This window comes from Allofournierella massiliensis, from assembly GCF_004345265.1.
Taxonomy (GTDB): domain Bacteria; phylum Bacillota; class Clostridia; order Oscillospirales; family Ruminococcaceae; genus Allofournierella; species Allofournierella massiliensis.
Genome location: NZ_SLUM01000007.1, coordinates 1 through 21,883, shown reverse-complemented (window position 1 = coordinate 21,883; position 21,883 = coordinate 1). Strand labels below are relative to the sequence as shown.

At 52.1% G+C, this 21,883-nt stretch carries 27 protein-coding genes, 1 tRNA gene and 1 riboswitch; of the genes, 18 read left to right on the top strand and 10 right to left on the bottom strand.

The window, feature by feature from the left end; translation table 11 throughout:
- Positions 1–27: 27 nt before the first annotated feature.
- The 3 genes from EDD77_RS05170 to EDD77_RS05160 all read right to left on the bottom strand — a co-directional run bounded on the left by EDD77_RS05170 (position 28) and on the right by EDD77_RS05160 (position 2,089).
- Positions 28–750 carry a carboxymuconolactone decarboxylase family protein gene (locus EDD77_RS05170; protein ID WP_058962909.1) on the bottom strand — a complete coding sequence of 241 codons (723 nt, stop codon included), beginning with the start codon at positions 748–750 and terminating at the stop codon, positions 28–30.
- A gap of 3 nt (positions 751–753) precedes the next feature.
- A complete protein-coding gene (locus tag EDD77_RS05165; protein ID WP_058963080.1) occupies positions 754–1,119 on the bottom strand; it encodes a MerR family transcriptional regulator in 366 nt (121 codons plus the stop codon).
- An 82-nt stretch (positions 1,120–1,201) separates the two neighbouring features.
- Complete coding sequence (locus EDD77_RS05160; protein WP_058962908.1) at positions 1,202–2,089, bottom strand: LysR family transcriptional regulator; 888 nt, start codon at positions 2,087–2,089, stop codon at positions 1,202–1,204.
- 160 nt (positions 2,090–2,249) lie between these two features.
- On the opposite strand from EDD77_RS05160, the gene EDD77_RS05155 reads away from it, so the two are divergent.
- The 7 genes from EDD77_RS05155 to EDD77_RS05125 all read left to right on the top strand — a co-directional run bounded on the left by EDD77_RS05155 (position 2,250) and on the right by EDD77_RS05125 (position 8,151).
- Positions 2,250–2,708, top strand: coding sequence for a low molecular weight protein-tyrosine-phosphatase (locus EDD77_RS05155; RefSeq protein ID WP_058962907.1), 459 nt, complete (start codon positions 2,250–2,252; stop codon positions 2,706–2,708).
- 61 nt (positions 2,709–2,769) lie between these two features.
- Positions 2,770–2,869: riboswitch (TPP riboswitch) on the top strand.
- A 117-nt stretch (positions 2,870–2,986) separates the two neighbouring features.
- A complete protein-coding gene (locus EDD77_RS05150) occupies positions 2,987–3,619 on the top strand; it encodes a YkoF family thiamine/hydroxymethylpyrimidine-binding protein (protein WP_058962906.1) in 633 nt (210 codons plus the stop codon).
- Positions 3,620–3,663: 44 nt separating this feature from the next.
- Positions 3,664–4,266, top strand: a complete 603-nt coding sequence (locus EDD77_RS05145; RefSeq protein ID WP_058962905.1) for an ECF transporter S component — start codon at positions 3,664–3,666, stop codon at positions 4,264–4,266.
- Positions 4,259–5,716: an ABC transporter ATP-binding protein gene (locus EDD77_RS05140; RefSeq protein WP_058962904.1), complete on the top strand. Its 1,458-nt coding sequence runs from the start codon at positions 4,259–4,261 to the stop codon at positions 5,714–5,716. The genes EDD77_RS05145 and EDD77_RS05140 overlap by 8 nt, the downstream gene beginning before the upstream one ends.
- Positions 5,704–6,420 (top strand): energy-coupling factor transporter transmembrane component T family protein, encoded by a 717-nt coding sequence (locus EDD77_RS05135; protein ID WP_058962903.1) that lies wholly within the window; start codon positions 5,704–5,706, stop codon positions 6,418–6,420. The genes EDD77_RS05140 and EDD77_RS05135 overlap by 13 nt, the downstream gene beginning before the upstream one ends.
- Before the next feature lie 16 nt (positions 6,421–6,436).
- Positions 6,437–7,663 carry a radical SAM protein gene (locus EDD77_RS05130; RefSeq protein ID WP_058962902.1) on the top strand — a complete coding sequence of 409 codons (1,227 nt, stop codon included), beginning with the start codon at positions 6,437–6,439 and terminating at the stop codon, positions 7,661–7,663.
- A gap of 2 nt (positions 7,664–7,665) precedes the next feature.
- A complete protein-coding gene (locus tag EDD77_RS05125) occupies positions 7,666–8,151 on the top strand; it encodes a hypothetical protein (RefSeq protein WP_058962901.1) in 486 nt (161 codons plus the stop codon).
- Positions 8,152–8,257: 106 nt separating this feature from the next.
- Here the strand turns inward: EDD77_RS05125 and EDD77_RS05120 are convergent, their stop codons facing one another.
- On the bottom strand, positions 8,258–8,452 hold the full coding sequence (locus EDD77_RS05120; RefSeq protein WP_132587330.1) for a hypothetical protein: 195 nt from the start codon (positions 8,450–8,452) through the stop codon (positions 8,258–8,260).
- A gap of 105 nt (positions 8,453–8,557) precedes the next feature.
- Between EDD77_RS05120 and EDD77_RS18880 the strand changes: the two genes are divergently transcribed.
- Together EDD77_RS18880 and EDD77_RS18875 are read left to right on the top strand one after the other, a co-directional pair.
- On the top strand, positions 8,558–9,286 hold the full coding sequence (locus EDD77_RS18880) for a MobA/MobL family protein (protein ID WP_455577857.1): 729 nt from the start codon (positions 8,558–8,560) through the stop codon (positions 9,284–9,286).
- A gap of 51 nt (positions 9,287–9,337) precedes the next feature.
- Positions 9,338–10,180, top strand: coding sequence for a hypothetical protein (locus EDD77_RS18875; RefSeq protein WP_455577856.1), 843 nt, complete (start codon positions 9,338–9,340; stop codon positions 10,178–10,180).
- A gap of 80 nt (positions 10,181–10,260) precedes the next feature.
- Here EDD77_RS18875 and EDD77_RS05110 read toward each other — a convergent pair whose 3' ends face one another.
- The gene (locus EDD77_RS05110; protein WP_278317604.1) at positions 10,261–10,428 is read right to left on the bottom strand and encodes an undecaprenyl-diphosphate phosphatase; all 168 of its coding nucleotides are present in this window, start codon (positions 10,426–10,428) and stop codon (positions 10,261–10,263) included.
- Between the two features lie 300 nt (positions 10,429–10,728).
- On the opposite strand from EDD77_RS05110, the gene EDD77_RS05105 reads away from it, so the two are divergent.
- Genes EDD77_RS05105 through EDD77_RS05085 form a run of 5 tightly spaced genes read left to right on the top strand, consistent with a single transcriptional unit; the run spans position 10,729 to position 15,293 of the window.
- Positions 10,729–11,781, top strand: coding sequence for an inorganic phosphate transporter (locus EDD77_RS05105; RefSeq protein ID WP_058962899.1), 1,053 nt, complete (start codon positions 10,729–10,731; stop codon positions 11,779–11,781).
- A gap of 48 nt (positions 11,782–11,829) precedes the next feature.
- Positions 11,830–12,453 (top strand): DUF47 domain-containing protein, encoded by a 624-nt coding sequence (locus tag EDD77_RS05100; RefSeq protein ID WP_058962898.1) that lies wholly within the window; start codon positions 11,830–11,832, stop codon positions 12,451–12,453.
- Positions 12,454–12,463: 10 nt separating this feature from the next.
- Entirely contained in the window at positions 12,464–13,759 is a 1,296-nt protein-coding gene (locus EDD77_RS05095) for a TrkH family potassium uptake protein (RefSeq protein ID WP_058962897.1), read from the top strand.
- An 18-nt stretch (positions 13,760–13,777) separates the two neighbouring features.
- Positions 13,778–14,446: a potassium channel family protein gene (locus EDD77_RS05090; RefSeq protein ID WP_058962896.1), complete on the top strand. Its 669-nt coding sequence runs from the start codon at positions 13,778–13,780 to the stop codon at positions 14,444–14,446.
- Entirely contained in the window at positions 14,394–15,293 is a 900-nt protein-coding gene (locus tag EDD77_RS05085) for a DUF368 domain-containing protein (RefSeq protein WP_082669480.1), read from the top strand. The genes EDD77_RS05090 and EDD77_RS05085 overlap by 53 nt, the downstream gene beginning before the upstream one ends.
- Before the next feature lie 216 nt (positions 15,294–15,509).
- On the opposite strand, the gene EDD77_RS05080 is transcribed toward EDD77_RS05085, so the two are convergent.
- Positions 15,510–15,872, bottom strand: a complete 363-nt coding sequence (locus EDD77_RS05080) for a transposase (protein WP_058962894.1) — start codon at positions 15,870–15,872, stop codon at positions 15,510–15,512.
- A 33-nt stretch (positions 15,873–15,905) separates the two neighbouring features.
- Positions 15,906–16,385 carry a cation-translocating P-type ATPase C-terminal domain-containing protein gene (locus tag EDD77_RS18870; protein WP_341439441.1) on the bottom strand — a complete coding sequence of 160 codons (480 nt, stop codon included), beginning with the start codon at positions 16,383–16,385 and terminating at the stop codon, positions 15,906–15,908.
- On the opposite strand from EDD77_RS18870, the gene EDD77_RS05070 reads away from it, so the two are divergent.
- From EDD77_RS05070 to EDD77_RS05060, 3 genes are all read left to right on the top strand, one after another.
- Positions 16,332–17,294, top strand: coding sequence for a P-loop NTPase family protein (locus tag EDD77_RS05070; protein ID WP_082669479.1), 963 nt, complete (start codon positions 16,332–16,334; stop codon positions 17,292–17,294). The two genes, EDD77_RS18870 and EDD77_RS05070, sit on opposite strands and share 54 nt — an antisense overlap.
- Positions 17,295–17,308: 14 nt before the next feature.
- Positions 17,309–17,491 (top strand): helix-turn-helix domain-containing protein, encoded by a 183-nt coding sequence (locus EDD77_RS05065; RefSeq protein WP_058962892.1) that lies wholly within the window; start codon positions 17,309–17,311, stop codon positions 17,489–17,491.
- 90 nt (positions 17,492–17,581) lie between these two features.
- The gene (locus EDD77_RS05060) at positions 17,582–18,787 is read left to right on the top strand and encodes a tyrosine-type recombinase/integrase (protein ID WP_058962891.1); all 1,206 of its coding nucleotides are present in this window, start codon (positions 17,582–17,584) and stop codon (positions 18,785–18,787) included.
- A 118-nt stretch (positions 18,788–18,905) separates the two neighbouring features.
- Here the strand turns inward: EDD77_RS05060 and EDD77_RS05055 are convergent.
- A tRNA-Leu gene (locus EDD77_RS05055) sits at positions 18,906–18,992 on the bottom strand.
- A 273-nt stretch (positions 18,993–19,265) separates the two neighbouring features.
- On the opposite strand from EDD77_RS05055, the gene EDD77_RS05050 reads away from it, so the two are divergent.
- Complete coding sequence (locus tag EDD77_RS05050; protein WP_058962890.1) at positions 19,266–20,867, top strand: CTP synthase; 1,602 nt, start codon at positions 19,266–19,268, stop codon at positions 20,865–20,867.
- Between the two features lie 98 nt (positions 20,868–20,965).
- On the opposite strand, the gene EDD77_RS18265 is transcribed toward EDD77_RS05050, so the two are convergent.
- Positions 20,966–21,181 (bottom strand): hypothetical protein, encoded by a 216-nt coding sequence (locus EDD77_RS18265; RefSeq protein WP_058962889.1) that lies wholly within the window; start codon positions 21,179–21,181, stop codon positions 20,966–20,968.
- Positions 21,182–21,278: 97 nt separating this feature from the next.
- Positions 21,279–21,883: DUF4368 domain-containing protein (locus EDD77_RS05040; protein ID WP_132587328.1), on the bottom strand; the 605-nt coding region annotated here is incomplete at its 5' end.

Sequence of the window (21,883 nt, the reverse complement as noted above, 5' to 3'; positions counted from 1 at the left end):
CCACCCCGTCCGGCTCTGCCTGATGGCTCAGGCGAGGCTGTTGTACTGGTCGTCGTTCACCGGCTCCAGCCATTCGTTAGAAGCTCCCGGTGCGGGGATCTCAATGGCAATGTGGGTGAACCATTCATCCGCCGCGGCGCCGTGCCAGTGCTTGACCTCCGGTGCAATATAGACCACATCGCCCGGATGCAGCTTGCGGGCAGGCTGCTCCCATTCCTGATACCAGCCCTCGCCATCGGTACAGAGCAGGATCTGCCCTCCCTTGTGATGAATGTGCCAGTTGTTGCGGCAGCGAGGCTCGAAGGTCACGTTGCACACGTTCACGCCCTCGGCATTCAGTGGATTCAGATAGCTGTTGCCGATGAAATACTGCGCATAGGCAGTGTTGGGCTGACCGAGGCCGAACAGAGAATCCGAGGGATCAGCCTTCTCCTCAGCATAGATTTCCCGCACCATGGGGAAAACCGCCCAGGCGTTGGGCCAACCCACATAAAAGGCGATGTGGGTGATGATCTCCACCATTTCGGTTTTGGTCACGCCATGATTTTTTGCATTCTGGATATGATATTTCAGGGAATTGTCGGTGATACCCTTGGATACCAGTGCCACCACGGTGATCATGGAACGATCCCGCAGCGACAGCTTATCCTCCCGGGACCATACCTCGCCGAACAGCACATCGTCGTTGAGCTGGGCAAATTTGGGCGCAAGGTCGCCCAGTCCGTTTCTTCCTGCCGTTTGTTTGATCATTGATCACTTGCCTCCTGTTCCTGCTTGTGTTTTTCGAATCTCGTGGCGCAGATAATCCAGACGCTGGAGCTGCCGCTCCTTGAAGTGGATCTCGTCCAGGGCCGCGGCCCGCTTTTTTTCCAGCATACGAAGGCGCTCGGCTCCGGTGGCCTCGCCCTCCAGCAGCAGCCGCATGTAAGTCTCCACTTCCTCTGTGCAAAAGCCGATATCGTGCAGGGTCATGATGACGCTCAGACGTTCCAGATCGGAATCGTCGTACTGCCAGGCACCCATCACCTTTTTGACCGCTCCGCACAATCCCCAACTCTCGTATTCCCGCAGAATATTCATGGGAATCTGATATCGCTCGCTTGCCTCCTGAATGGTCATACGCCGCCCTCCAAAAAACAAAATGTAGATGCCCTGGCCGGACATCTACATTGTAAATCGCTTTCAGATCACTGTCTAATACTTATTTTGAAGTTTCAGAAATAGCAAAAAGGCATTTTTTAATATGTTCCAGCAGTGCAGCCACCGCAGGCGGAAAGGTCTCGGTCTTTTTCCAGGCCAGAACCGTACTAGACTCCAGCGCGGGCGACAGGGGCAGAAAGCGCAGTCCCTCATAGCTGCAGCGGAGCCGGATGGTCAGAAACGCTCCCATCCCCTCTCGAGCCAGAAGGGTCATGTTGTAGGGCAGGTTGCCGGTGGCCGCCACCTGCATCTGCTGGGCATAGGGACCCATCCAATGCTCCAGCTCTTTCTGAATCATCTCACGGCGGGTAAAGATCAGGGGCACCTGCGCAAGATCCTCTGCAGTGACACACTCCTTTTGCGCCAATGGATAATCCTCCGGCACATGTACGCCCCATTGCTCCTTCACCGGCAGGCGAATGAAGTCGTATTTGCTGATGTCCACCGGTTCCAGCAGCAGGGCCAGATCCAGCATGCCGTCTTCGATCCGCTCCTTGGTGTTGTCGGCGTTGCCACTGTACAGCTGATAAGTCACCTGAGGATGAAGCGCCTGGAAAGAGGCCAGCCACCCGGCCAGAAGATGCATGCCCTCCAGGTCGCCGCTGCCGATGGAGATTACACCTCGCAGCTCCGGCTCCCGGCGGAATTCCTGCACAGTTTTGTCCGCCAGATCCACCAGCTCCTGTGCCCGGCGGCGCAGCAGCATGCCATCGTTGGTCAGAATAATCCGGTGGCGGCTTCGCTCAAACAGCTTAACCCCCAGCTCCTCCTCCAGCTGCATCAGCTGACGGGAAAGGGTGGGCTGGGTCAGATGGAGCAGCGCCGCCGCTTTTGTAATGTTTTCCTCCCGAGCCACGGCCAGGAAGTATTTGAGCACTCGAAGATCCATGATTTTGCCCCCTCCTCTTTTCAACATCCTATCACGGAACCGCCGGGCAGACAAGGGCAGCTTCCTTTGCCGCAGGGTTTTACATTTTACGCAAAGCAGGTTACAATAGGTCCATAAAACAGCGAAAACGCAAAATTTCCCCGGAAAGGATTATTGTGCTATGACCAGAATACTTTTTGTGTGCTTAGGCAACATCTGCCGCAGCCCCATGGCCGAATATGTGATGCGGGACCTGGTGCGCCAGGCCGGGCTGGAGGACCAGATTCAGGTGGCCTCCGCCGCTACCAGCCGGGAGGAGCTGGGCAACCCGGTGTATCCCCCCGCCCGCCGCAAGCTGGCGGAGCACGGCATTGCCTGCGAGGGTCATGCCGCCCGTCAGATGACTGCCGCAGACTATGACCGGTTCGACCTGCTGATCGGTATGGATCAGAACAACCTGCGGAATATGAACCGCATCTGCGGCGGTGATCCGCAGCATAAGCTGCGCATGCTGATGGATTACACCGACCGCCCGGGCGAGGTGGCAGACCCCTGGTACACCGGCGATTTTGAGCGCACCTGGCAGGATGTGCTGGCCGGCTGCCAGGGCTTGCTGGAACAGCTGGAGAGCAGGGACTGAATTGCCCCGCTTGACAGCACTTTCCTCCGGTGTTATAGTAAATAGCGAAATTTGAATAGTTTTGGAATTCTGGGGGGACTCTTCGGAGTTGAGAAGGTAAAACCTGACCCCACGAACCTGATCTGGTTCATACCAGCGTAGGGAAGCAATTCTGAAGCCCCGGTTCTGCCCGCCTGTTTCAGTGCGAGCACCGAGACCTTGCAGTAAAAAGGATGCTTTTCCAGGCGAAAGGCATCCCTTTTTCTTTTATATTTCTTGCAAAGGAAGGAATCATTGCTATGGAAAACAACACCTGCTGCGGATGCAGCCGGCCGGACCTGCCCTGGGCGGGCCGCGGCACCAATCTGGATATCTCCGGCTGCCGTTTCTCGCTCTACCCCATGGACTCGAACTTTGTGCCCATCATTTTGGGTGCACTGGAAAAGACCGACACCTCGGCGGTGTGGAGCCAGTCGGACGCACTTTCCACCGTTTACCGCGGACGCCTGCCCTACGTGGTGGACGCGGTGGAGGGCCTGTTCGTAAACGCATGGCAGCCCACCGTTCATATGGCACTGGAGGGCCAGTTCTCCAAGGGCTGCCCCGGTGACACCGATGGGGACAGCCTGCTCACCCGGGAAGGCCCCGGTCCCAATGCACAGACCATCGCCGGTGCCCACTTCCCGGTGCTGTGCAAACTGGCACTGTATCCCATGGGCGTGAGCGACTATATCGACCGCATTGCCGAGGTTTGGCACATGGCAGAGGATGCCGGTCTGAATCCCACCAGCGTTCATTATGCCACCCGCATCAACGGCGATGTACAGGCAGTGTTTGACTATCTGCATGCGGTCTGCCGCCACATGGAGCAAACGGTTCCCCATTACATTCTGCATTTCACCCTCTCGGTGAACAGCCCCACGGCGGAATGATTCCTCATTATTCAAAAACAGCAATTAAGGAGTTGGAACAACCAATGAAACAGAAAGAATCAAGCTATTCCTGGAAACTGCAGGACATTATTTTTGTGGCCATGCTGTGTGTGGTATTCGGCGTGGTATATCTGGCGGGCGTTTACCTGATCTCGCCTCTGACCGCCATCTTTGCCCCTCTGGGCGTTTCGCTGCTGGGCACCGAGATGATTTTCGGTATCTGGTTTATGGCTGCCACCCTGGCCGCCTACATTCTGCAGAAGCCCGGCGCAGCCATCATTGCTGAGGTTCTGGCCTCCCTGATCGAGGTGCTGCTGGGCAATATGTACGGTCCTATGGTAATCGTGGCGGGTATCGTACAGGGCGCGGGCGCTGAGCTGGTGTTCGCCGCCTGGCGCTACAAGCGGTTCGACCGCACCACCATGTACCTGGCCTCTGTGGGCTGCACCATCACCGGCTTTTTGTGGAGCTTCGTGCGCTCCAACTACCTGGCCATTGCACCCCAGCTGCTGGTGGTATATTTTGTGGTACGCCTGATCAGCTCCTTTATCTTCTCCGGCGTGCTGTGCAAGCTGATGGGCGACAGTCTGGCCCGCACCGGTCTGCTGAAGAGCTATGCCCTGGGCCGGGCCATGCGGGATGAGTAAGCCGGTGCTCAGCTGCCGGGACCTGACCTTCCGCTATCAGAAGGAGGATGTGTTCCGGCAGCTCTCCTTTGCCATTCAGCCCGGGGAGGCTGTGCTTCTGATGGGGCCTTCCGGCTGCGGCAAAAGCAGTCTGGCCTACTGCCTGGCCGGGCTTTACCCTGCCTACGCGGGAACTCTGAGCGGCGAAATTCTTCTTGAGGGTAAGCCTCTGGAGGATTACCCGCTGGCCCAGCGAGCCCGGGGTGTGTCCATCCTGTTCCAGAACCCGGACGATCAGTTCTGCATGGACCGGGTGGATCACGAAATCCTGTTTGCGCTGGAAAACATCAACTATCCGGGCGATCTGCGTGCCCGCACCCGGGAGCTGCTGGCACTGGTGGGTCTGGAGGATGTGGAGCATCATCTGATTCACACCCTGTCCGGCGGAATGAAACAGAAGCTGGCGCTAGCCACCGCCCTTGCCACCGAGGCAAAGCTGCTCATTCTGGACGAGCCCTTTGCCAATCTGGACCCCGGCTCCTGCGCTGATCTCTCGATGAAGCTGGCTCAGCTGAACCGGCAGGGGCTTTCCCTCTTTGTTGTGGACCACCGGCCGGATTACTGGCTGCCTTTTTTAAGCCGCATTCTGCTGATGGACAAAAGCGGCAACCTTTTGCCGGAAAGCATTCTTCCGGAGGAGCTGCAGGCCCACCGGGAGCTGTTCCGGGAACGTGGCCTGTTTGTGGACGACAGCTGGCTGGAGGGCCAGTCTCCCGCGCCTCTGCCCCAGCCGGAGGAATCCATGGTGCAGGCAAAAGACCTGCGGCTGCTGCAGGGCAAAACCACGGTGGCCGAGCATCTGAGTTTTGACTTTCCCCGAGGCGGCATTACCGCGCTGGTGGGGCGAAACGGCAGCGGCAAAACCACCCTGCTCACCTGCCTTGCCGGGGCCGGACGCTGCAAGGGCAGCCTGAAAGTAAACGGCGCTGCGGGGCTGGTGTTCCAGAATCCCCGGTTCCAGTTTTTGAGCCTGACCGTGGAGGATGAGGTTTTGACCACCCTGCGGGCACTGGAGCCCAAAGCCGAAGAGCAAGCCCTGCGCCAGAAGGCCCGGGCACTGCTGGAGGAATTTGACCTGCTGGCCTGGCGCAAGCACTCCCCCTATGAACTGAGTCAGGGGCAGCAGCGGCGACTGGCTCTGCTGGCCATGCTGGCGGGCAACCGGCCGCTTCTTTTGCTGGACGAACCCACCTATGCACAGGACGAACGGGCCACTCAATTCATCATGGAGCTGCTGCGCCGCCGCATTGATCAGGGTCTCACCGCCGTGATTGCCACCCATGATCTGGCGCTGGCCCGCTGCTTTGCCAACCGGATCTATTTGCTGGAGGACGGCCGCATGCAGCTGCTCAGCCCGGAACAGCTGGACCAATATACCGAGGAAAGGAGCCATGCCCCATGCGCGCTTTGAATCCCGCCTACAAGCTGCTCACCCTGATCATTGCTTCGCTGATGCTCTCGGTCACCTACAACACCCGACTGGATCTGGTGGTGGCAGGCTGCTGCCTGGTGGTAACTCTATGCACCCCGCGGGTGGATCGGAAATTTCTGTTCATCTCGCTCACACCGTTTCTCATCGCTGCCTTCGGCATGTTCATGACCGGCCTGCTGTTCCCCAGTCAGGCGGCTGCACAAGGGGTGGAGACCGCTGTATTCGGCCAGCGGGTGATCTACGCCAGCTCGCTGAAAAGTGCCTGCCAGCTGGCCGCCCGGGTGCTGGCCTTCGGCGGCCTGGGCATGCTGTTCGCGTTTACCACCGAGCCAATGGAGCTGATTATGAGCCTGATGCAGCAGTTCCATCTGCCCCCGAAATTTGCCTATGGCATTCTGGCTGCCTATCATTTCTTCCCGGTGGTGCGTAGCGAGTTCGGCACCGTGGGCGTGGCACTGCGGGTTCGCGGTGTAAAGGCAACGCCCTTTTCACCAAAACGAATCCTCCCCATGCTGGTTCACGCACTGGAACGTTCCCAAAGTCTCGCCATGGCTATGGAGTCCCGAGGGTTCCAGAATGATGCGCCCCGGGCTGTGGCCTTCCGGGTACGGTTCGGCTGGGCGGATATCGCCTTTCTGATCGGTTTGCCCGCCGCACTTCTGGTCGGGCTCTGGCTTTTATAACCACAGGAGCAATGCAATGAATCATACAAAACAAGCGGAGCTGGCCCAGCTGCAGGCGGCCCGCTACCCAAACTTTTCCCCTTTTGTGCTGCTGAAGCTGAGCATGATCCGTTACGGGGCAGTGCTCACCCCCGCCGCGCTGGAGAAAATTCAAGGCTCCATTTACGCCTTTTCCAGCGACACTGCCTTTGACATCCGTTTTTCCGGCCGCAAGGCCTGTACTGCCGTGCCCGGACCGATTCTGCTGCGGGACGGCACCTTCGTTTACATCAACTACGGCGACCCTTATGAGGACCCCTACCAGATCGACTGGGAGGGCGGGCTGTTTTTGCTGAAGGAGGGCAACACGCTGATCGATGTGATCGACTTTGTGCCCCGGCCCGAATTTTACGGCAAAATCACCAGCCTCGGCACTCCCATGGCCGCAGTGGCAGACGTACGCGGCCAGAAGCTGATTCTGAACGCCTTCCAGCGCTGCCGCTTCTGGGAGGGCGGCCACCAATGTGGCTTCTGTGCCTTTTTCACCGGCGGACAGAGCCGGGGTGAGGTGAACTGCCAGGATGTGCGGGAAACCATTCAGGAGGCGCTCAAAGAGCCGGGTCGTTTTTCCGAGATCAGTCTGTCTGGTGGATCGGATTTTTCCGGCGAACCGCCCTTTTCCTGTGAGGTGGACCGGTACATCCGGGTCCTGCAGGCCATCGGGGAAAACTTCACCGGCCGCTTCCCCTGCCAGTTGATGGCACCTGCCTATCCCAAACAGCAGCTGGAACGCATCTGGCGCGAGACCGGCATCACCTCCTATGCGCCCAACATCGAGGTCTGGGGCAAGGCTCTGTTTCAGGAGCTCTGCCCCGGCAAAGAGCAATGGGTCGGCTATGAGGAATGGATTCGCCGCACGTTGGACGCGGTAGAGGTATTCGGGCGCGGCAAGGTGTGCACCCAGGTTGTTGCCGGTGTGGAGCTGGCCGCAAAGAACGGCTTTTCCGATGTGGAGGCCGCGCTGGAATCCAATTTTGAGGCCTGTGAGTTTTTCGCCAGCCACGGAGTGAACTTTTTGTGCACCATCTGGCGCCCGCACCGGGCCACCCGGCTGGGTTACCGGCCCATGCCGCCGCTGGAATACTATGTGCGGCTGGCCGAAGGGCTGCACAGCATCCGTAAAGCGCATGGACTTTACAATACAAATGACGACTATAAGCACTGCGGGAACCACCCGGACAGTGAACTGGAAAGGGGTGATTGAGGATGGAACTACCGATTTTCACCCCACTTTCGTCTGAAACAGCTGCCCTCCTGCCTGTATGGGACAATGCGGTGGCACAGGCGCAGGATCTGGAGGGTTCGCTGTCATTTTCCTGTCCCGTGGTGGCCAGCCAGAATGGCGCCACACTCTTACTGGGCCTTGCCCAGGAACGGACCGCCGCCGGACGCGCACTGGTACGGGCACTCTGGTTCGATCAGCCGGTGACTCTGTGGCTGCCGGGTAAGACCGACTGGCTTCAGCTGACTGCCCGGGCCTGGAAGTGCCACATCACCGGCCCGGTGTTCCGGGAGCTTCTGGAGCAGGCACGCCGCCGGGACCCCGCCGCTGACCTTGCCGTCGTATGGGAGCTGCTGCCCACGGCGCAAAGCTCCTCTTCCCAGCCGCCTCAGCCGGTGGACTGCCCCCTTCTGCGGGAGGCAGAAATTCATCTGGAGCTGCTGCGGCCTGCGGAAGTTGATGAACAGTAATACAAAAAGACAGGCGCTCTGCCCGGTGTATCTGACCGGGTGGAGCGCCTGTTTTTTGACTGAGGCAGCCGTTTGCCTCCGGCTTTTTGCAGGGGACAGAAATCGGCTACTTTTTGTTTCTTTTCCGACTGCGGAAAAAGGCGCAAATTCCTGCGCCGCTCACGCCGCTTCCATGCGATATCGCAGCGGTGTTTTCCGTCTCTTTTTTTACCGCCTTAATGGTGATGCTGCAAAGAGCAATTTCCTGCCCGCCTTCCGCAGCAACGGTGACCGTAGTGCTTCCCTCTTTCAAGGGTTTCACGATTGCTTTCGTTCCATCCACCGGGTCCTGGGTGATCTGTACAACACCATCGGGAGTGCTGCTCCATGTTATCTTTTTGTTTGCAGCAGGTGAGTCCAGAGAAGCTTGAATCTCGGCAGCACCGCTTTGTTCCAGACGCAGGCTGTTCTGCTTGACTACACACGCAAACAGGGACTTGGGTGGAGGCAGGTTTTTCTGCCAGCCACCGCTCCCGCAGAGTGGCAGGATCGGGAAACCCTGTGGAACGCTGTGGAGGAAACCGAAACCGCAAAGGACAGTCGCCTCGCCCGTGAATTTGTGGCGGCACTGCCCATAGAGTTGAGCCGGGAGGAACAAATCCAGCTCCTGCAAGATTTTATCAAGGAACAGTTTGTTGCAGACGGAATGTGCGCCGATGCTGCCATCCATGACCCGTATCCTCCCGGACACAATCCCCATGCTCATATCCTGCTGACGGTGCGCCCGCTGGATGAAAAGGGAAAATGGCAGTACAAGCCCGAGAAAGAATATCTCTGTGTCAAAGACGGCGAGGAACGGGGCTTTACTGCCGCTGAGTTCAAGCAGGCACAGGCCGATGGATGGGAGAAACAGTACCAGTATAAGGTAAACAAAAAGAAGGTGTATATGCCCCCTTCCGCAGCGCAGGCGCAGGGCTATGAACGGGTGTCCAAGTACCCCAAAAGCACCAAATATGGCAGGCAGAATCCCATCACGGAACGATGGAATAGTGCTGAACAGCTTGTCCTGTGGCGGGCTGCATGGGCAAATGTGGCAAACCGCCATCTGGAGCGCACCGGACATGAGGAACGCATCGACCACCGCAGCCATGCCTAGCGTGGGCTGCTGGAGCAGCCTACGCTCCATGAGGGTGTGGTTGCCAGAGCCATGGGGAAAAAAGGTATTATCTCTGACCGATGTGAACTGAACCGGCAGATCAAGGCGGACAATGCCCTGCTTCGGGAGCTGAGAGGACAGGTTAAAAAGCTGGCGCAAACAGTCAAAAATACCCTCCCGGCGCTTGCCGAGGCCATGGAAAATCTGCGAAAAAATTTGCTTCTGTTCTGCTATCAGCTGGGGTATCTCCGCAAGGGCAAGGAACGCCTGAACACTTCGCTGAATACGCTGCGCCCTGCCCTCACACAGTACAATCAGCTGGCAAAGGACATCCGAGATAAGACGAAGGAGCGCCGCATCCTGCTTACCGAGAAAAAGGCGCTCTCTGCTGTCCATGTATTCCGACACCGGGAGCTGGCCGCAAAAATTGCGGCACTGACAGAGGATTTGGAAGAATTGCGTTCTGAGAAAAATCTGCTTCTGGCGTCGCTGGCATATACCGAGGAAGATGCCGCCGATAAGTTTCCTAAAGACATTGCAGCCATGGAGCAGAGTCTGAAACGGTTGGAAGAACAGGAGCAGAAATATTCTGCCGAGCTGGACGCTGCCCTGAACGAGTATGCCGGGCTTCGGGAGCAGGCCCAGGGCTTCGACCCGGTGCAGCTCTACAAAACAAAACAGGCCATCCGCCCCGGCAAGGAGCAGGAAGCGGAGAACCGGGCACAGCAGGTTTACGGCGAAAAGTACAGCCCGCTTTTGATGTTTGACAGCAAAAAGGCGATTTCCCGTATGCTGCATGAGGATATGGAGCGGCAGGCAGTACGGAGAATGATGCGACAGGCGCATAAGGAGCAGCAGACTTTTCAAAAGAAAAAGAGCGAACAGGAACGGTAACCCACCGTTCCTGTTCACTACAAACCTTAACGGGATTTCCCCATAACATTTGATTTGTCTTGATAATTATTTACATCCCATCATTCAATAAAACCAAAGTATATCGCAGCAGCTGCGGCAAGAGCGATTCGATACCAGCCCAAAATTCTGAAATTATGTTTTTTGATGAACGACATAAGGAAACGAATAGATATTATCGATACCAAAAACGCAACCAACATTCCGGTAAGTAGTACAGCACACTCAATAGCTGTAAAATATCAACGAAAAGGCCGCAAGAATATTGCCGCTATGGAGCAAATCTTGAAGCGGATAAAAAGAATGAAGTGACTGCGATCACTCACACTTGACATTATATAGATATTGTGATAATATGACAAACTGGAATGAGTGGTGGAGTCTGTCATAGAGAGCTTTTTGCATCTCTATTTATTCCAAAATGTTTTTAATCAAAAATTAGTTGCTGATATTTGATTAAGCACAGAAGGCAGAACTTCTCACAGAAGGGTCTGCCTTCTTTTTTTGCCAATGATTTGAGGAGGGAAATTGTGGATTTTTCTTTTAGTGCATTTCTTGAAGGGGTCTCATCAAGTCCGATCTTATGCATCACAGTATTATTTACATTGGGCGTGATTTTTGTAAACGGTTGGACCGATGCGCCCAACGCTATCGCAACATGCATCACGACTCGGTGTATGCGTGTGCGCAGCGCCATTTTGATGAGTGCGGTATTTAATTTTCTTGGCGTCTTAATTATGACTCAGATGAACAGCTCGGTAGCCTCCACCATAAGCAACATGGTTGACTTTGGCGGTGATACGCACAGCGCTCTCGTTGCCTTGTGTGCCGCCCTGCTTTCCATTGTGGTGTATAGCGTAGGTGCTTCCCGTTTAGGAATTCCCACCAGCGAGAGTCACAGTCTGATTGCCGGCTTGACCGGAGCGGCTCTGGCCATTCAAAACGGAACTGACGGGATCAATATGGATGAGTGGTCCAAGGTGCTCTACGGTTTGGTACTGAGCCTTGTGCTGGGTTTTGCTATCGGCTGGATCATGTGCAAACTGGTTACGCTGATATGCAGTTCTAAGGATCGCCGAACGACCAATCGTTTTTTTGAAGCAGCGCAAATTTTCGGTGCTGCAGCTATGAGTTTTATGCACGGTGCACAGGATGGTCAAAAGTTTATCGGCGTTTTGTTTTTAGGGATCGCTTTTTCAAATGGCCAGAGTAGTGTTACTGGAATGACCATCCCGGTCTGGCTAATGCTGCTGTGCAGTATCATCATGGCTCTTGGGACAAGCGTAGGCGGAGAGAAAATCATCAAATCTGTGGGTATGGACATGGTAAAACTGGAAAAATATCAGGGATTCTCTGCCGATCTTGCCGCAGCGTTCTGCCTGTTGCTCTCCAGTCTGTTTGGCATTCCGGTTTCAACCACCCATACAAAAACCAGCGCGATCATGGGCGTTGGTGCTGTAAAAAGGCTTTCCGCCATCAATCTTGGTGTTGTGAAGGATATGGTGCTTACGTGGATTTTCACTTTTCCGGGGTGTGGATTGATCAGTTTCGTGGTAGCGAAAATCTTTATTGACGTTTTTTAAGCATAAATGCATTTGCGTTAATATAATAACCAGTATGAGGTGGAAACAATGTCGAAAAAACAAGATTCTTTTTATTTTCAGAATTTTATGGACTGTGCAGATTGCTCACGACGAGCCGCGTATTTTTTAAGAGACACCCTGGAGCACTTTGATGCGACAGCTTTAAAAGAAAAGCTGGACGAAATGCATAAGATTGAGCATGCTGGCGACAGCAAAAGACATGAATTGATAAACACCTTGGTGAAAGCGTTTATTACGCCCATTGATCGGGAGGACTTGGTGCAGATTAGCCAGAACATGGATGATCTTACCGACAAAATTGAAGATGTTCTGATTCGAATCTATTACAATCATATTTCTGACATACGTGAAGACGCTTTCCAGATGGTAGATGTACTTATCCGCTGCTGTGAGGAAATCTGCTTATTGATGGAAGAATTTCCACATTTCAAACATTCCAAGAAACTCCACGAATGTATTGTTCGAATTAACAGTCTGGAGGAAGAATCGGACGAACTGTTCATCTCCTGTATGTACCGTCTGCACGGAACAAACATCGATCCGTTGTATATTCTCGTATGGCGGGAAATTTATCTCTATCTGGAAAAATGTGCAGATACCTGTGAACATATTGCAGATATTGTGGAAAGCGTTGTTATGAAAAACAGATGAGGAGAAAAATATGCTTGCGAAGATAAAAAAACAACCTCCAGGGCGATTAATTGCCATAGGGTTTGCCCTGGTGATATTGATTGGGGCACTTTTACTTATGCTGCCAGTATCGGTGCGAAATGATGCGAAGGTACATTTCGTCGACGCCCTTTTTACCTCGACCAGTGCAGTTTGCGTGACAGGTTTGATTTCCATTGACGTTGCGGATCACTTCACCTTCTTTGGTCAGGTAGTCGTTGCTGCCCTGATCCAGATCGGCGGATTGGGCGTTACATCCATTGGTGTAGGACTGATTTTGGCTGCGAGAAAAAATATCGGAATCAAAGGACGGATCCTGGTCAAAGAGGCCCTGAATATAGATGGGATCAAGGGCATTGTCCGGCTTGTTAAAGCGGTTTTACTCATGACCTTCTGCTTTGAACTGGCAGGTGTTATTTTGAGCTTCATCGTATTTGTGCAGGATTACCCCGTCCTGAAAGCGCTTTGGATCAGCATTTTCCACTCCATCGCCGCCTTCAACAACTCCGGCTTTGACATTCTGGGCGGCTTGAGAAATTTAATCCCATATCAAAGCAATGTTCTGCTGAACTTGACTACATGTGGCCTGATCATTTTCGGCGGACTGGGTTTTCTTGTAATTTTAGACATATTGAAAAAACGGTCCTTCCGGAAATTGACTCTTCATTCCAAAGTGGTCTTGTCAACAACGCTTGCTCTGCTTTTGGGCGGTACGCTGCTTTTAAAGGCAACCGAGAATGTGACATGGATGGGTGCGTTTTTTCAGAGCGTATCTGCACGTACGGCAGGATTTTCTACCTATCCCATTGGCGAGTTTACCAATGCAGGCTTATTCACCTTGATCGTACTGATGTTTATTGGCGCCTCGCCTGGCTCTACGGGCGGTGGTATCAAGACAAGTACATTTTTTGTTTTGGTGCAGCATGTACGGAGCTTGTTTACCAAACGTCATATCGGCGCATTTCGTCGCAGTATCCCATTTGAAGTGTTCTCTAAGGCGTGCACCGTTACGCTGCTTTCCATGCTGTTGGTATGCGGCGGAACGTTTTTGCTCTGTGTGCTGGAGCCGGAATACAGTTTTGTGCAGCTTATGTTCGAAGAAGTATCCGCGTTTGGTACAGTGGGTCTTTCTACTGGAATCACGCCGGATCTCGGTGTGGCAAGCAAACTGGTGTTAATTTTCACGATGTTTGCCGGACGCGTCGGTGCGTTTACCTTGCTGACGCTCTGGATAGATCGTCCTTTGCCCAATATCCGTTATACGGAAGAATCTATCACAATTGGATAACACAAGGAGAAGTGTAAAATGAAAAAGAAAAATAATGCAAATTCCTACGGAATTATAGGGTTGGGGCGTTTTGGTATGGCGCTGGTGGAGTGCCTTGCATCAGCGGGAAAAGAAGTCATCGCTATCGATAAGGACGAGACGCGGGTACGAGAGGCCAGGCGCTTTACGGAAATGGCTTTGGTTGTTGATAATCTGGAACAAATGACCCTTGAAGAGGCCGGGATTCAGAACTGTGAAGTTGTTGCCATATGTATTGGAGAACAAATTGATGTCAGCATTCTTGCAACCATGACAGTATTGAAAATGGGCGTCGGACATGTCATAGCAAAGGCAACAAGCTTTATTCATGGCGAAGCGCTCAAACAACTGGGAGCATCGGTCGTATACCCTGAGAGAGATATGGCGATACGGCTTGGCAAAGGACTGCTGTATAATAGTTTTCTGGATTCTATCGCATTGAGCGGCAATGCTGAGGTGCGCCGTATCCAGGTGTCTCAAAAACTGATTGGCACGACCATTCAGGATATGAACATCCGCCGCCGTTATGGAGTAAACATTATCGCCGTTGAACATGACGGCCATACAGATGTGAATTTTGCGGCGGAATATTGCTTCCGTGAAGGTGATGTGATCAATGTCGTTGGACAGATTAAAAATTTGGAACATTTTGAGGAGGATATCCAATGAACCACGGCGAATAACGCGGCATTGGAAAAACTACTTTTCCATCGCTGTGAAAGGGTGTATTGTCGGCGGAACGATGTTGGTTCCGGGTGTCAGCGGCGGTTCAATGGCCATGATTCTTGGCATCTATAGTTCTCTTATTTCCGCCGTCAGCTCATTTCGTCAGAAAAAAAGCAGGAACTTTTGCTTCCTGCTTGTGTTTTGTATTGGGGCAATGGTCGGAATGGCGTTGCTTTCAAATCCGATCTCTTATTTAATAACTACATATCCGAAACCGACGATGTATTTCTTTATAGGAGCAGTGATTGGGGGAATTCCCATGATAATCCGCGAATCAAAAATTCATGCGTTCTCATGGAGAGTCCCTGCGTATATTTCTCTTGGCGTACTGATTGTTGTCGGCATATCAGTATTTCCGTTCCGTTCGGAAAATATTGGACAATTAACTGGATTATCAGGATTTTTGAGTTTGTTCGCCGCAGGAGCAATTGCCGCAATCGCACTGCTTCTTCCCGGTGTCAGCGCATCTTATTTTCTGCTGTTGTTAGGGTTGTATGACGAAACAATAACGGCCATTCAAACATTTCAACTGTCTTTTCTGATTCCCATGTTGTTAGGAGGTATCGTTGGTATTATTTTAACAGCCAAGTTATTAGAAAAAGCAATGATGCGCTACCCGCGATTTACATATTTGGTCATCCTTGGCTTCATCCTTGGATCCGTCGCCAGTATTTTCCCTGGAATCCCCGCTTGGAGGGAGTTAATAGTATGTATCGCAGCCGGCTTAGGCGGCTTTTTCATAATCTATTTGCTTTCACATAATGGTGTTATCACAAAAGAGGAAAAATAAAAAGAACTTGACAAATCTCTTTTCAGCAGCAGAAATTAATAGATGCTCTATCGTTATGTCCCATGAGCCATCTACACCGTAAGGATTCGCATCGCATTTTCCGGGGATGTATGGAAAAAGGACAATCCCCATGTCGACCGAACCGGTATAAATGCTATTTTCCCGCACAAAGCATACAAATAAAGGCTCTACTCCCGTTTTAGTGGATAGGAGTATTTAGAAAGGGTTAGGGACAGCGAGTTGGAGTTTACCAGCAACGAGGTAAATCATCGAGGCAAAGCCCTCATAGGTATTAAAGCCACGGGCTTTCCGTTTGGCTGCCTGTATCATGGAGTTAATACCCTCACAGACAGCGTTGGTAATGCGGTGGTAGAAGTAGGCCAGTATCTTCTCCTTGTGGTTGCGTAGTGTGGTGGCAGCGTCTTTCATTGGCTGCAACCGGCAACGGCGCATCCAGGAATAGAGAGAGTCAAAGGCGTTCCTTGCTTCCTCCACCGTATAGCAAGCGTAGAAGTCATCCAGGGCAGCAACAATGCTGTATGCCTTCCAGTAATATATACAGATAATTATCTCTTTCAAAAAAGGCGGAGGGTGCCCCCTCCGCCTTTTTGCTTATTTATGAATATGCTTTTTAATGGTCTTTACAATTTCTACTTGTAGAATTGACATAAGGGACATCCCAATGACGATTAGCCACTGTGTGCCATCCAACAAGGTCAACCGGAACGCATTTTGCAGCGCAGGAACAAGCAGAATGCACGCCATCAGAAGAGCAGATACCACGAAGGAAACGATCAACCAAGGATTGATCCCTTCTGCCCGCACCCAGATAGGCTCCGTATTGGAGCGCTGATTAAAAGCGCGAAGCATCTGCGAGAAGGCCAGTACACAGAACGCCATTGTCTGACCGGTCACATGCCCGCCCATGCTTGCGCCGATCCAGTAAGCGCAGGTGGTCATGGCCGCCACAAAGATGCCTTGTATAATAACACGGCGTACCAGATCTTTTTCAAACAGAGTGCCCGATTTTACTGGCTTATGCTTCATAATGTTCTTGCTGGCCGGATCAACACCCAGTGCAAGGGCAGGCAAGGTAGCCGTGGCAAGGTTTACCCATATTTAGCCTCGGATGTTCCTATCCGTTTTAGCACCTTGAAAAAGCGTTTCCCTTCTGCTCATATTGAGCGCACTATTGGCACATCCCAAGAGAATCGTGATTACATTAAAAAAGAAGGAAAGTGGGAAAATGATCCAAAGAAAGACACTTCTATTCCTGATACCTTTTTTGAGTGGGGTGAGATGCCAAAAGAAAGGCAGGGGGAACGAAGTGACTTGGCGCTGCTTTACGACTATGTGAAAGACGGTCTTTCCAACTATGAGATTCTGGAACGCTGTCCCATGTTTATGACCCGGCTAACCGATATAGACCGTGCTCGTGCAACTATTCACAGAGAACAATATAAGAATACCTTCCGTCATCTCCAAATTACTTATATATCAGGAGCCACTGGCACAGGAAAAACACGAACCGTCATGGAGGAAAACGGATATGAAGCTGTATACCGGGTGACAGACTATGAACACCCATTTGATTCCTATGCAGGTCAAGAAGTTCTTGTACTAGATGAGTTCCGAAGCCAGCTAAAAATCTCTGAGCTGCTAAATCTCTTAGATGGCTATCCATTTGATCTACGGTGCCGCTATGCAAACAAGGTGGCCTGTTTCACTACTGTTTATATTATAAGCAATATTCCTCTGTACGAGCAATACCCTAATGTTCAAGCAAGCGACAAAGAAACCTGGAACGCATTATTACGCAGAATCCACACAATTAAGGACTATCATAAAGATGGTAGCATACATGAGTATACGATGGAAGAATACCTGAATAGCTTTGTAGCCCTTGATCCTGTTCGTTATCCCCATCCGTTCGCGACCCTTCATAATAGAGAACCTCGTCTCAGTTCATCTGAACGAACTGATTTAGTCCAGGCATTTTAAGGAGTGTATTATATATGTTTGAAAGCTATCCGGAGATTTTGACCACCAAAGATTTGCAGCAGATTTTCCCGAAGAACAAGGGGGCTATTTATGACCTGCTTAAAACCGGGCAGATTCCAAGCTTCAAAATCGGGCGAGAATACATGATCCCAAAAGCCGATTTATTGGACTTCATTAACCGTCAGATGAAAAAGTAATAGCATGTTCATTATTGGGGTGTTATACTTTATTTGTACCTGTTTCTTTTGCAAGCAGACTTGCCGCAGTGATTGGAAAGGATGCTGTATATGACAGGCAGATTGCAGAAGAAAAATGATTATTATTATGTGGTACTTCAACTGAGAGACACAGACGGAAACCGCAAACAAAAATGGATTGCCACGGGATTGCCGGTAAAAGGAAACAAGGCAAGGGCCACCGAAGAGATGCGAAAGATTCTAAACGAGTATGAGAGGGCCAATCTTTTATTTAGCCCAAACGAACCGTTTGTAGATGTTTTGGAGCGGTGGCTGGAGCACGCCAAACTTCATTTGGAGATTAACACCTATTCCAACTATGAAATTATTTTCCGTGCCCACCTTCAACCCTATTTCCTGGAACACCCCGTAGAGCTGAGAAAGATTCAGACCGCCCATATTCAGGCATATTGTAATTATAAGCTGCAAACCCTCAGCCCTGTTACCGTCAAAAAGCATCTGAGCAATATCTCATGCGCTTTAGAAGAGGCCCGAAAGAATCACATTATACCCTATAACCCCGCCCATGATGTGATCCTTCGGGGGAGCAAGAAGTTTATCCCGAACTTCTACGATGAACAGCAGATTGCCCAGCTCTTTCAGGCAGCACGGAAAAGCAAAATTGAAACTGAGATTATTTTAGCCTGTACCTATGGACTGAGAAGAAGCGAGGTTGCCGGGCTTACATGGTCACAGGTCGATTTTGAAAAGGAAACCATACTCATTTCCAAAACTGCCGTTATCAGCAAAGGCGGCACCGTCTACAAAGAGCGCACCAAAACAAAGAAAAGCTGCCGTGTGCTTCCTATGAGTTCAGAGATTAAGCAATACTTGCAGAACCTCTATAATAGGCAGCAACAGCAGCAGCAAAGTTTAGGCGCTCATTATCACCCATCCGACTTTGTATGCCGACAGGCAGATGGAAGAGTTTTCTCCGTTGAAGCAATCAGCAGCAATTTCAAAAAACTTTTGGCAGACAACGATCTTCCCCCGATTCGGTTTCACGATCTCAGGCACTCAGCAGCCACCAAACTTCTGGCAGATGGTTATAATATGAAGTGCGTCTCTGAGTTTCTGGGGCACTGTGATATTCACACAACCATGAACATCTACGCACATGTGAGCAATCAAACCAAAAAAGAAATGGCTGGCAGCATGGGGGGATTATTAAACAGTCTGAATGATCCACCGCCTCAAACACCGGTAGAAGCTCCGGTAGAAAAGATTATCTACTTCCCAGCTTCCCGCGCAATATAAGGAATCAGGGTAGAAGATGGTAGAAAAGCGGTAGAAAAAACCTTCACATCAGGGGAATTCCATAATAGGAATATATAGCAAAACCCCTGTAAACCGTTGAGTTTACAGGGGTTTCAACTGGTGCGGATGAAGGGACTTGAACCCCCACGGTATCGCTACCACTAGAACCTGAATCTAGCGCGTCTGCCAATTCCGCCACATCCGCATATTTTTTTCGCTTTGGCTGTTCACCTCAGCGACATGTTTTATTATAGCACGGATTCAGAGAATGTCAACACCTGTTTTCGAATTTTTTGAAAATATTTTTCCAAATGGTTTTGCAGCCTTTGGAATTGACATTCCCTTTTCGTATGCGTATAATATATAAAATGTTAGGACAAAGGCGTCCATCCCAAGGCGGTAGTATCCGCTTTCACGGGATGGGCGCTTTTTCTTTTTTGTTATAACAGACACAATCTTCAAGGGGGATATTGGGAGTATGGCAAGCAAGCATATTTTTGTGACCGGCGGTGTGGTTTCCGGCCTGGGCAAGGGCATCAGCGCGGCCAGTCTGGGCCGGCTGCTCAAGCAGCGTGGTTTGAAGGTGGCAGCCCAGAAGCTGGACCCTTATGTAAATGTGGACCCGGGTACCATGAGCCCTTACCAGCACGGTGAGGTATTCGTGACCGAGGACGGTGTGGAAACCGACCTGGACTTGGGCCACTACGAGCGCTTCATCGACGAGGATCTGAACAAGCTCTCCAACCTGACCAGCGGCCGGGTCTACTGGAATGTACTGCACAAGGAGCGGGCTGGTGAATATCTGGGCCACACGGTGCAGATCATTCCTCACGTAACCAACGAGATCAAGGAATTTGTTTACGGCCTGGGCGAATACACCAAGGCAGATGTGGTCATCACCGAGATCGGCGGTACCATCGGCGACATCGAGAGCCAGCCGTTTCTGGAAGCCATCCGGCAGATCAGCCGGGAGGTCGGCCGGGAAAACTGCCTGTTTTTGCATGTGGTGCTGGTTCCCTACCTGAAATGCTCCGGCGAGCATAAGACCAAACCCGCCCAGCATTCGGTACATGAGCTGCAGAGTATGGGCATTATGCCGGACGTGATCATCGCCCGCTGTGACGAACCCCTGGAGGACGGTATCCTGCAGAAGATCGCTGCATTCTGCAACGTGGAGCAGGACTGTGTAATCGAAAACCGTACCCTTCCCAGCCTGTACGATGTGCCCCTGATGCTGCACGGTGCACGGCTGGATGAGCTGGTCTGCCGTCGCTTCGGCTTTACCGCGCCGGAGCCGGATCTGACCGAGTGGCGGCAGATGTGCACCCGCATCAACGAGCTGAACCGCTCGGTGACCATTGCCATGGTGGGCAAGTATGTGGAGCTGCATGATGCTTACCTCTCGGTTGTGGAGGCGCTACGCCACGGCGGTTACGAGAACAGCGCGGCTGTGAGCATTCGCTGGGTGGATGCGGAGCAGCTGAGTGAAGCCAATCTGAACGAGCAGCTGGCCGGTGTGGACGGCATTCTGGTGCCCGGCGGCTTTGGTCAGCGCGGCATTGAGGGCATGATTCTGGCTGCTCGCTATGCACGGGAGCATTCTCTGCCCTACCTGGGCATCTGCCTGGGCATGCAGATCGCGGTGATCGAAGCGGCCCGGAATATGGCTGGTCTGCCCCGGGCCAACAGCCGGGAATTCACCCCGGAAAATGACCAGTGCGTAATCGACCTGATGCCGGATCAGACCGGCGAGCTGCCCAAGGGCGGCACCATGCGTCTGGGCGCATACCCCTGCGCTTTGGCAGAGGGTAGCCGGATGCGTGACATTTACAGTGGGGCTGAGCTGATTCACGAGCGCCATCGCCATCGTTACGAGGTGAGCAACGCCTTCCGTTCGATGCTGGAGGAAGCAGGCGTGCGCTTCACCGGCACCTCTCCGGATGGCCGCCTGGTGGAGGCCATGGAGCTTCTGGAGCATCCCTTCTTTGTTGCGGTGCAGTATCATCCCGAATTCAAGAGCCGCCCCAACCATGCACACCCGCTGTTCCGTGAGCTGATTCGTGCCTGCCTGAAGGGCTGAGCACTTTCTCACCATTTCAACAAAAGCGTGCCTTCCGTCCGCATTGTGCAGATGGAAGGCACGTTTTCCTTTTTATAGCTACCGGGTACATCTCCGCGTTACCGCAGGATCATCGCCAAAACGGCGATTCCCATGATTACAGCGATAAATGCGCTGAAGCCACAGCAGATACGCACACCATACTTTATCGTTTTTTCGCAAAAATCTTTTGCTTTCTCCACATCCGAAAACATGGATGCGATCTTTTCCTCCGTGCCATTTCTGTCTCTCACATCCTGAACATCGATATTCCGGACCAGTTCGTCCAGCGACATTCCAAAATAATCACTCAGCAGAACCAGCCGCTGAAAATCCGGGTAGGATTGGCCCGTTTCCCTTAGTTAAAGATATTGTTGGGTATCTCAAGATGTGTCATTCGATTTTGCCGATAAAGCGGTAGAAGATTTCCACTTCCTGTTCCCGGCTTCCGTCCTCACTTTTGACCGCTTCATGGACAAGGATTTTTTCAATCAGCGTATTCAGAAGTTCAGCCGTCAATTCTGTGGGATTGACATACTGTTTCATCAGACCTATCCACTTTTCAGCGTCAACCGCTGTCTGGGCGGCGACCTCCATCGCTTCGTGAAGCCGTTCAATTTTTGCGTCCAATTCTCGCTGTTCGCCCTGATACTTTTCGGACAGCATATTGAAATTGTATTCTGTAATGCGTCCGGCAGACCAGTCCTCATACATTTTTGCAAACAGGGTGTCTACTTCTGCTTTGCGCTTTTCCGCCTTTTTCAGTTCGGCTGTCTGCCGCTTCCTTGCAGTATTGCGTTCCTTGTCGCTGGCGTTAAGTAGCCGTTTCAGAAGTTTGTCCCCATCCTGCTGTGCCAGCACAGACCAGTATTGCAGACGGGAAAGGACATAGGCGTAAAGCACATCATAGCGGATATAGTGCATGGAACACTGGTGCAATCCTTGCCCGTACTTGCTACAATGGTAGTGGGCATAGGGATTTTTGTTCTGGCTGTTCA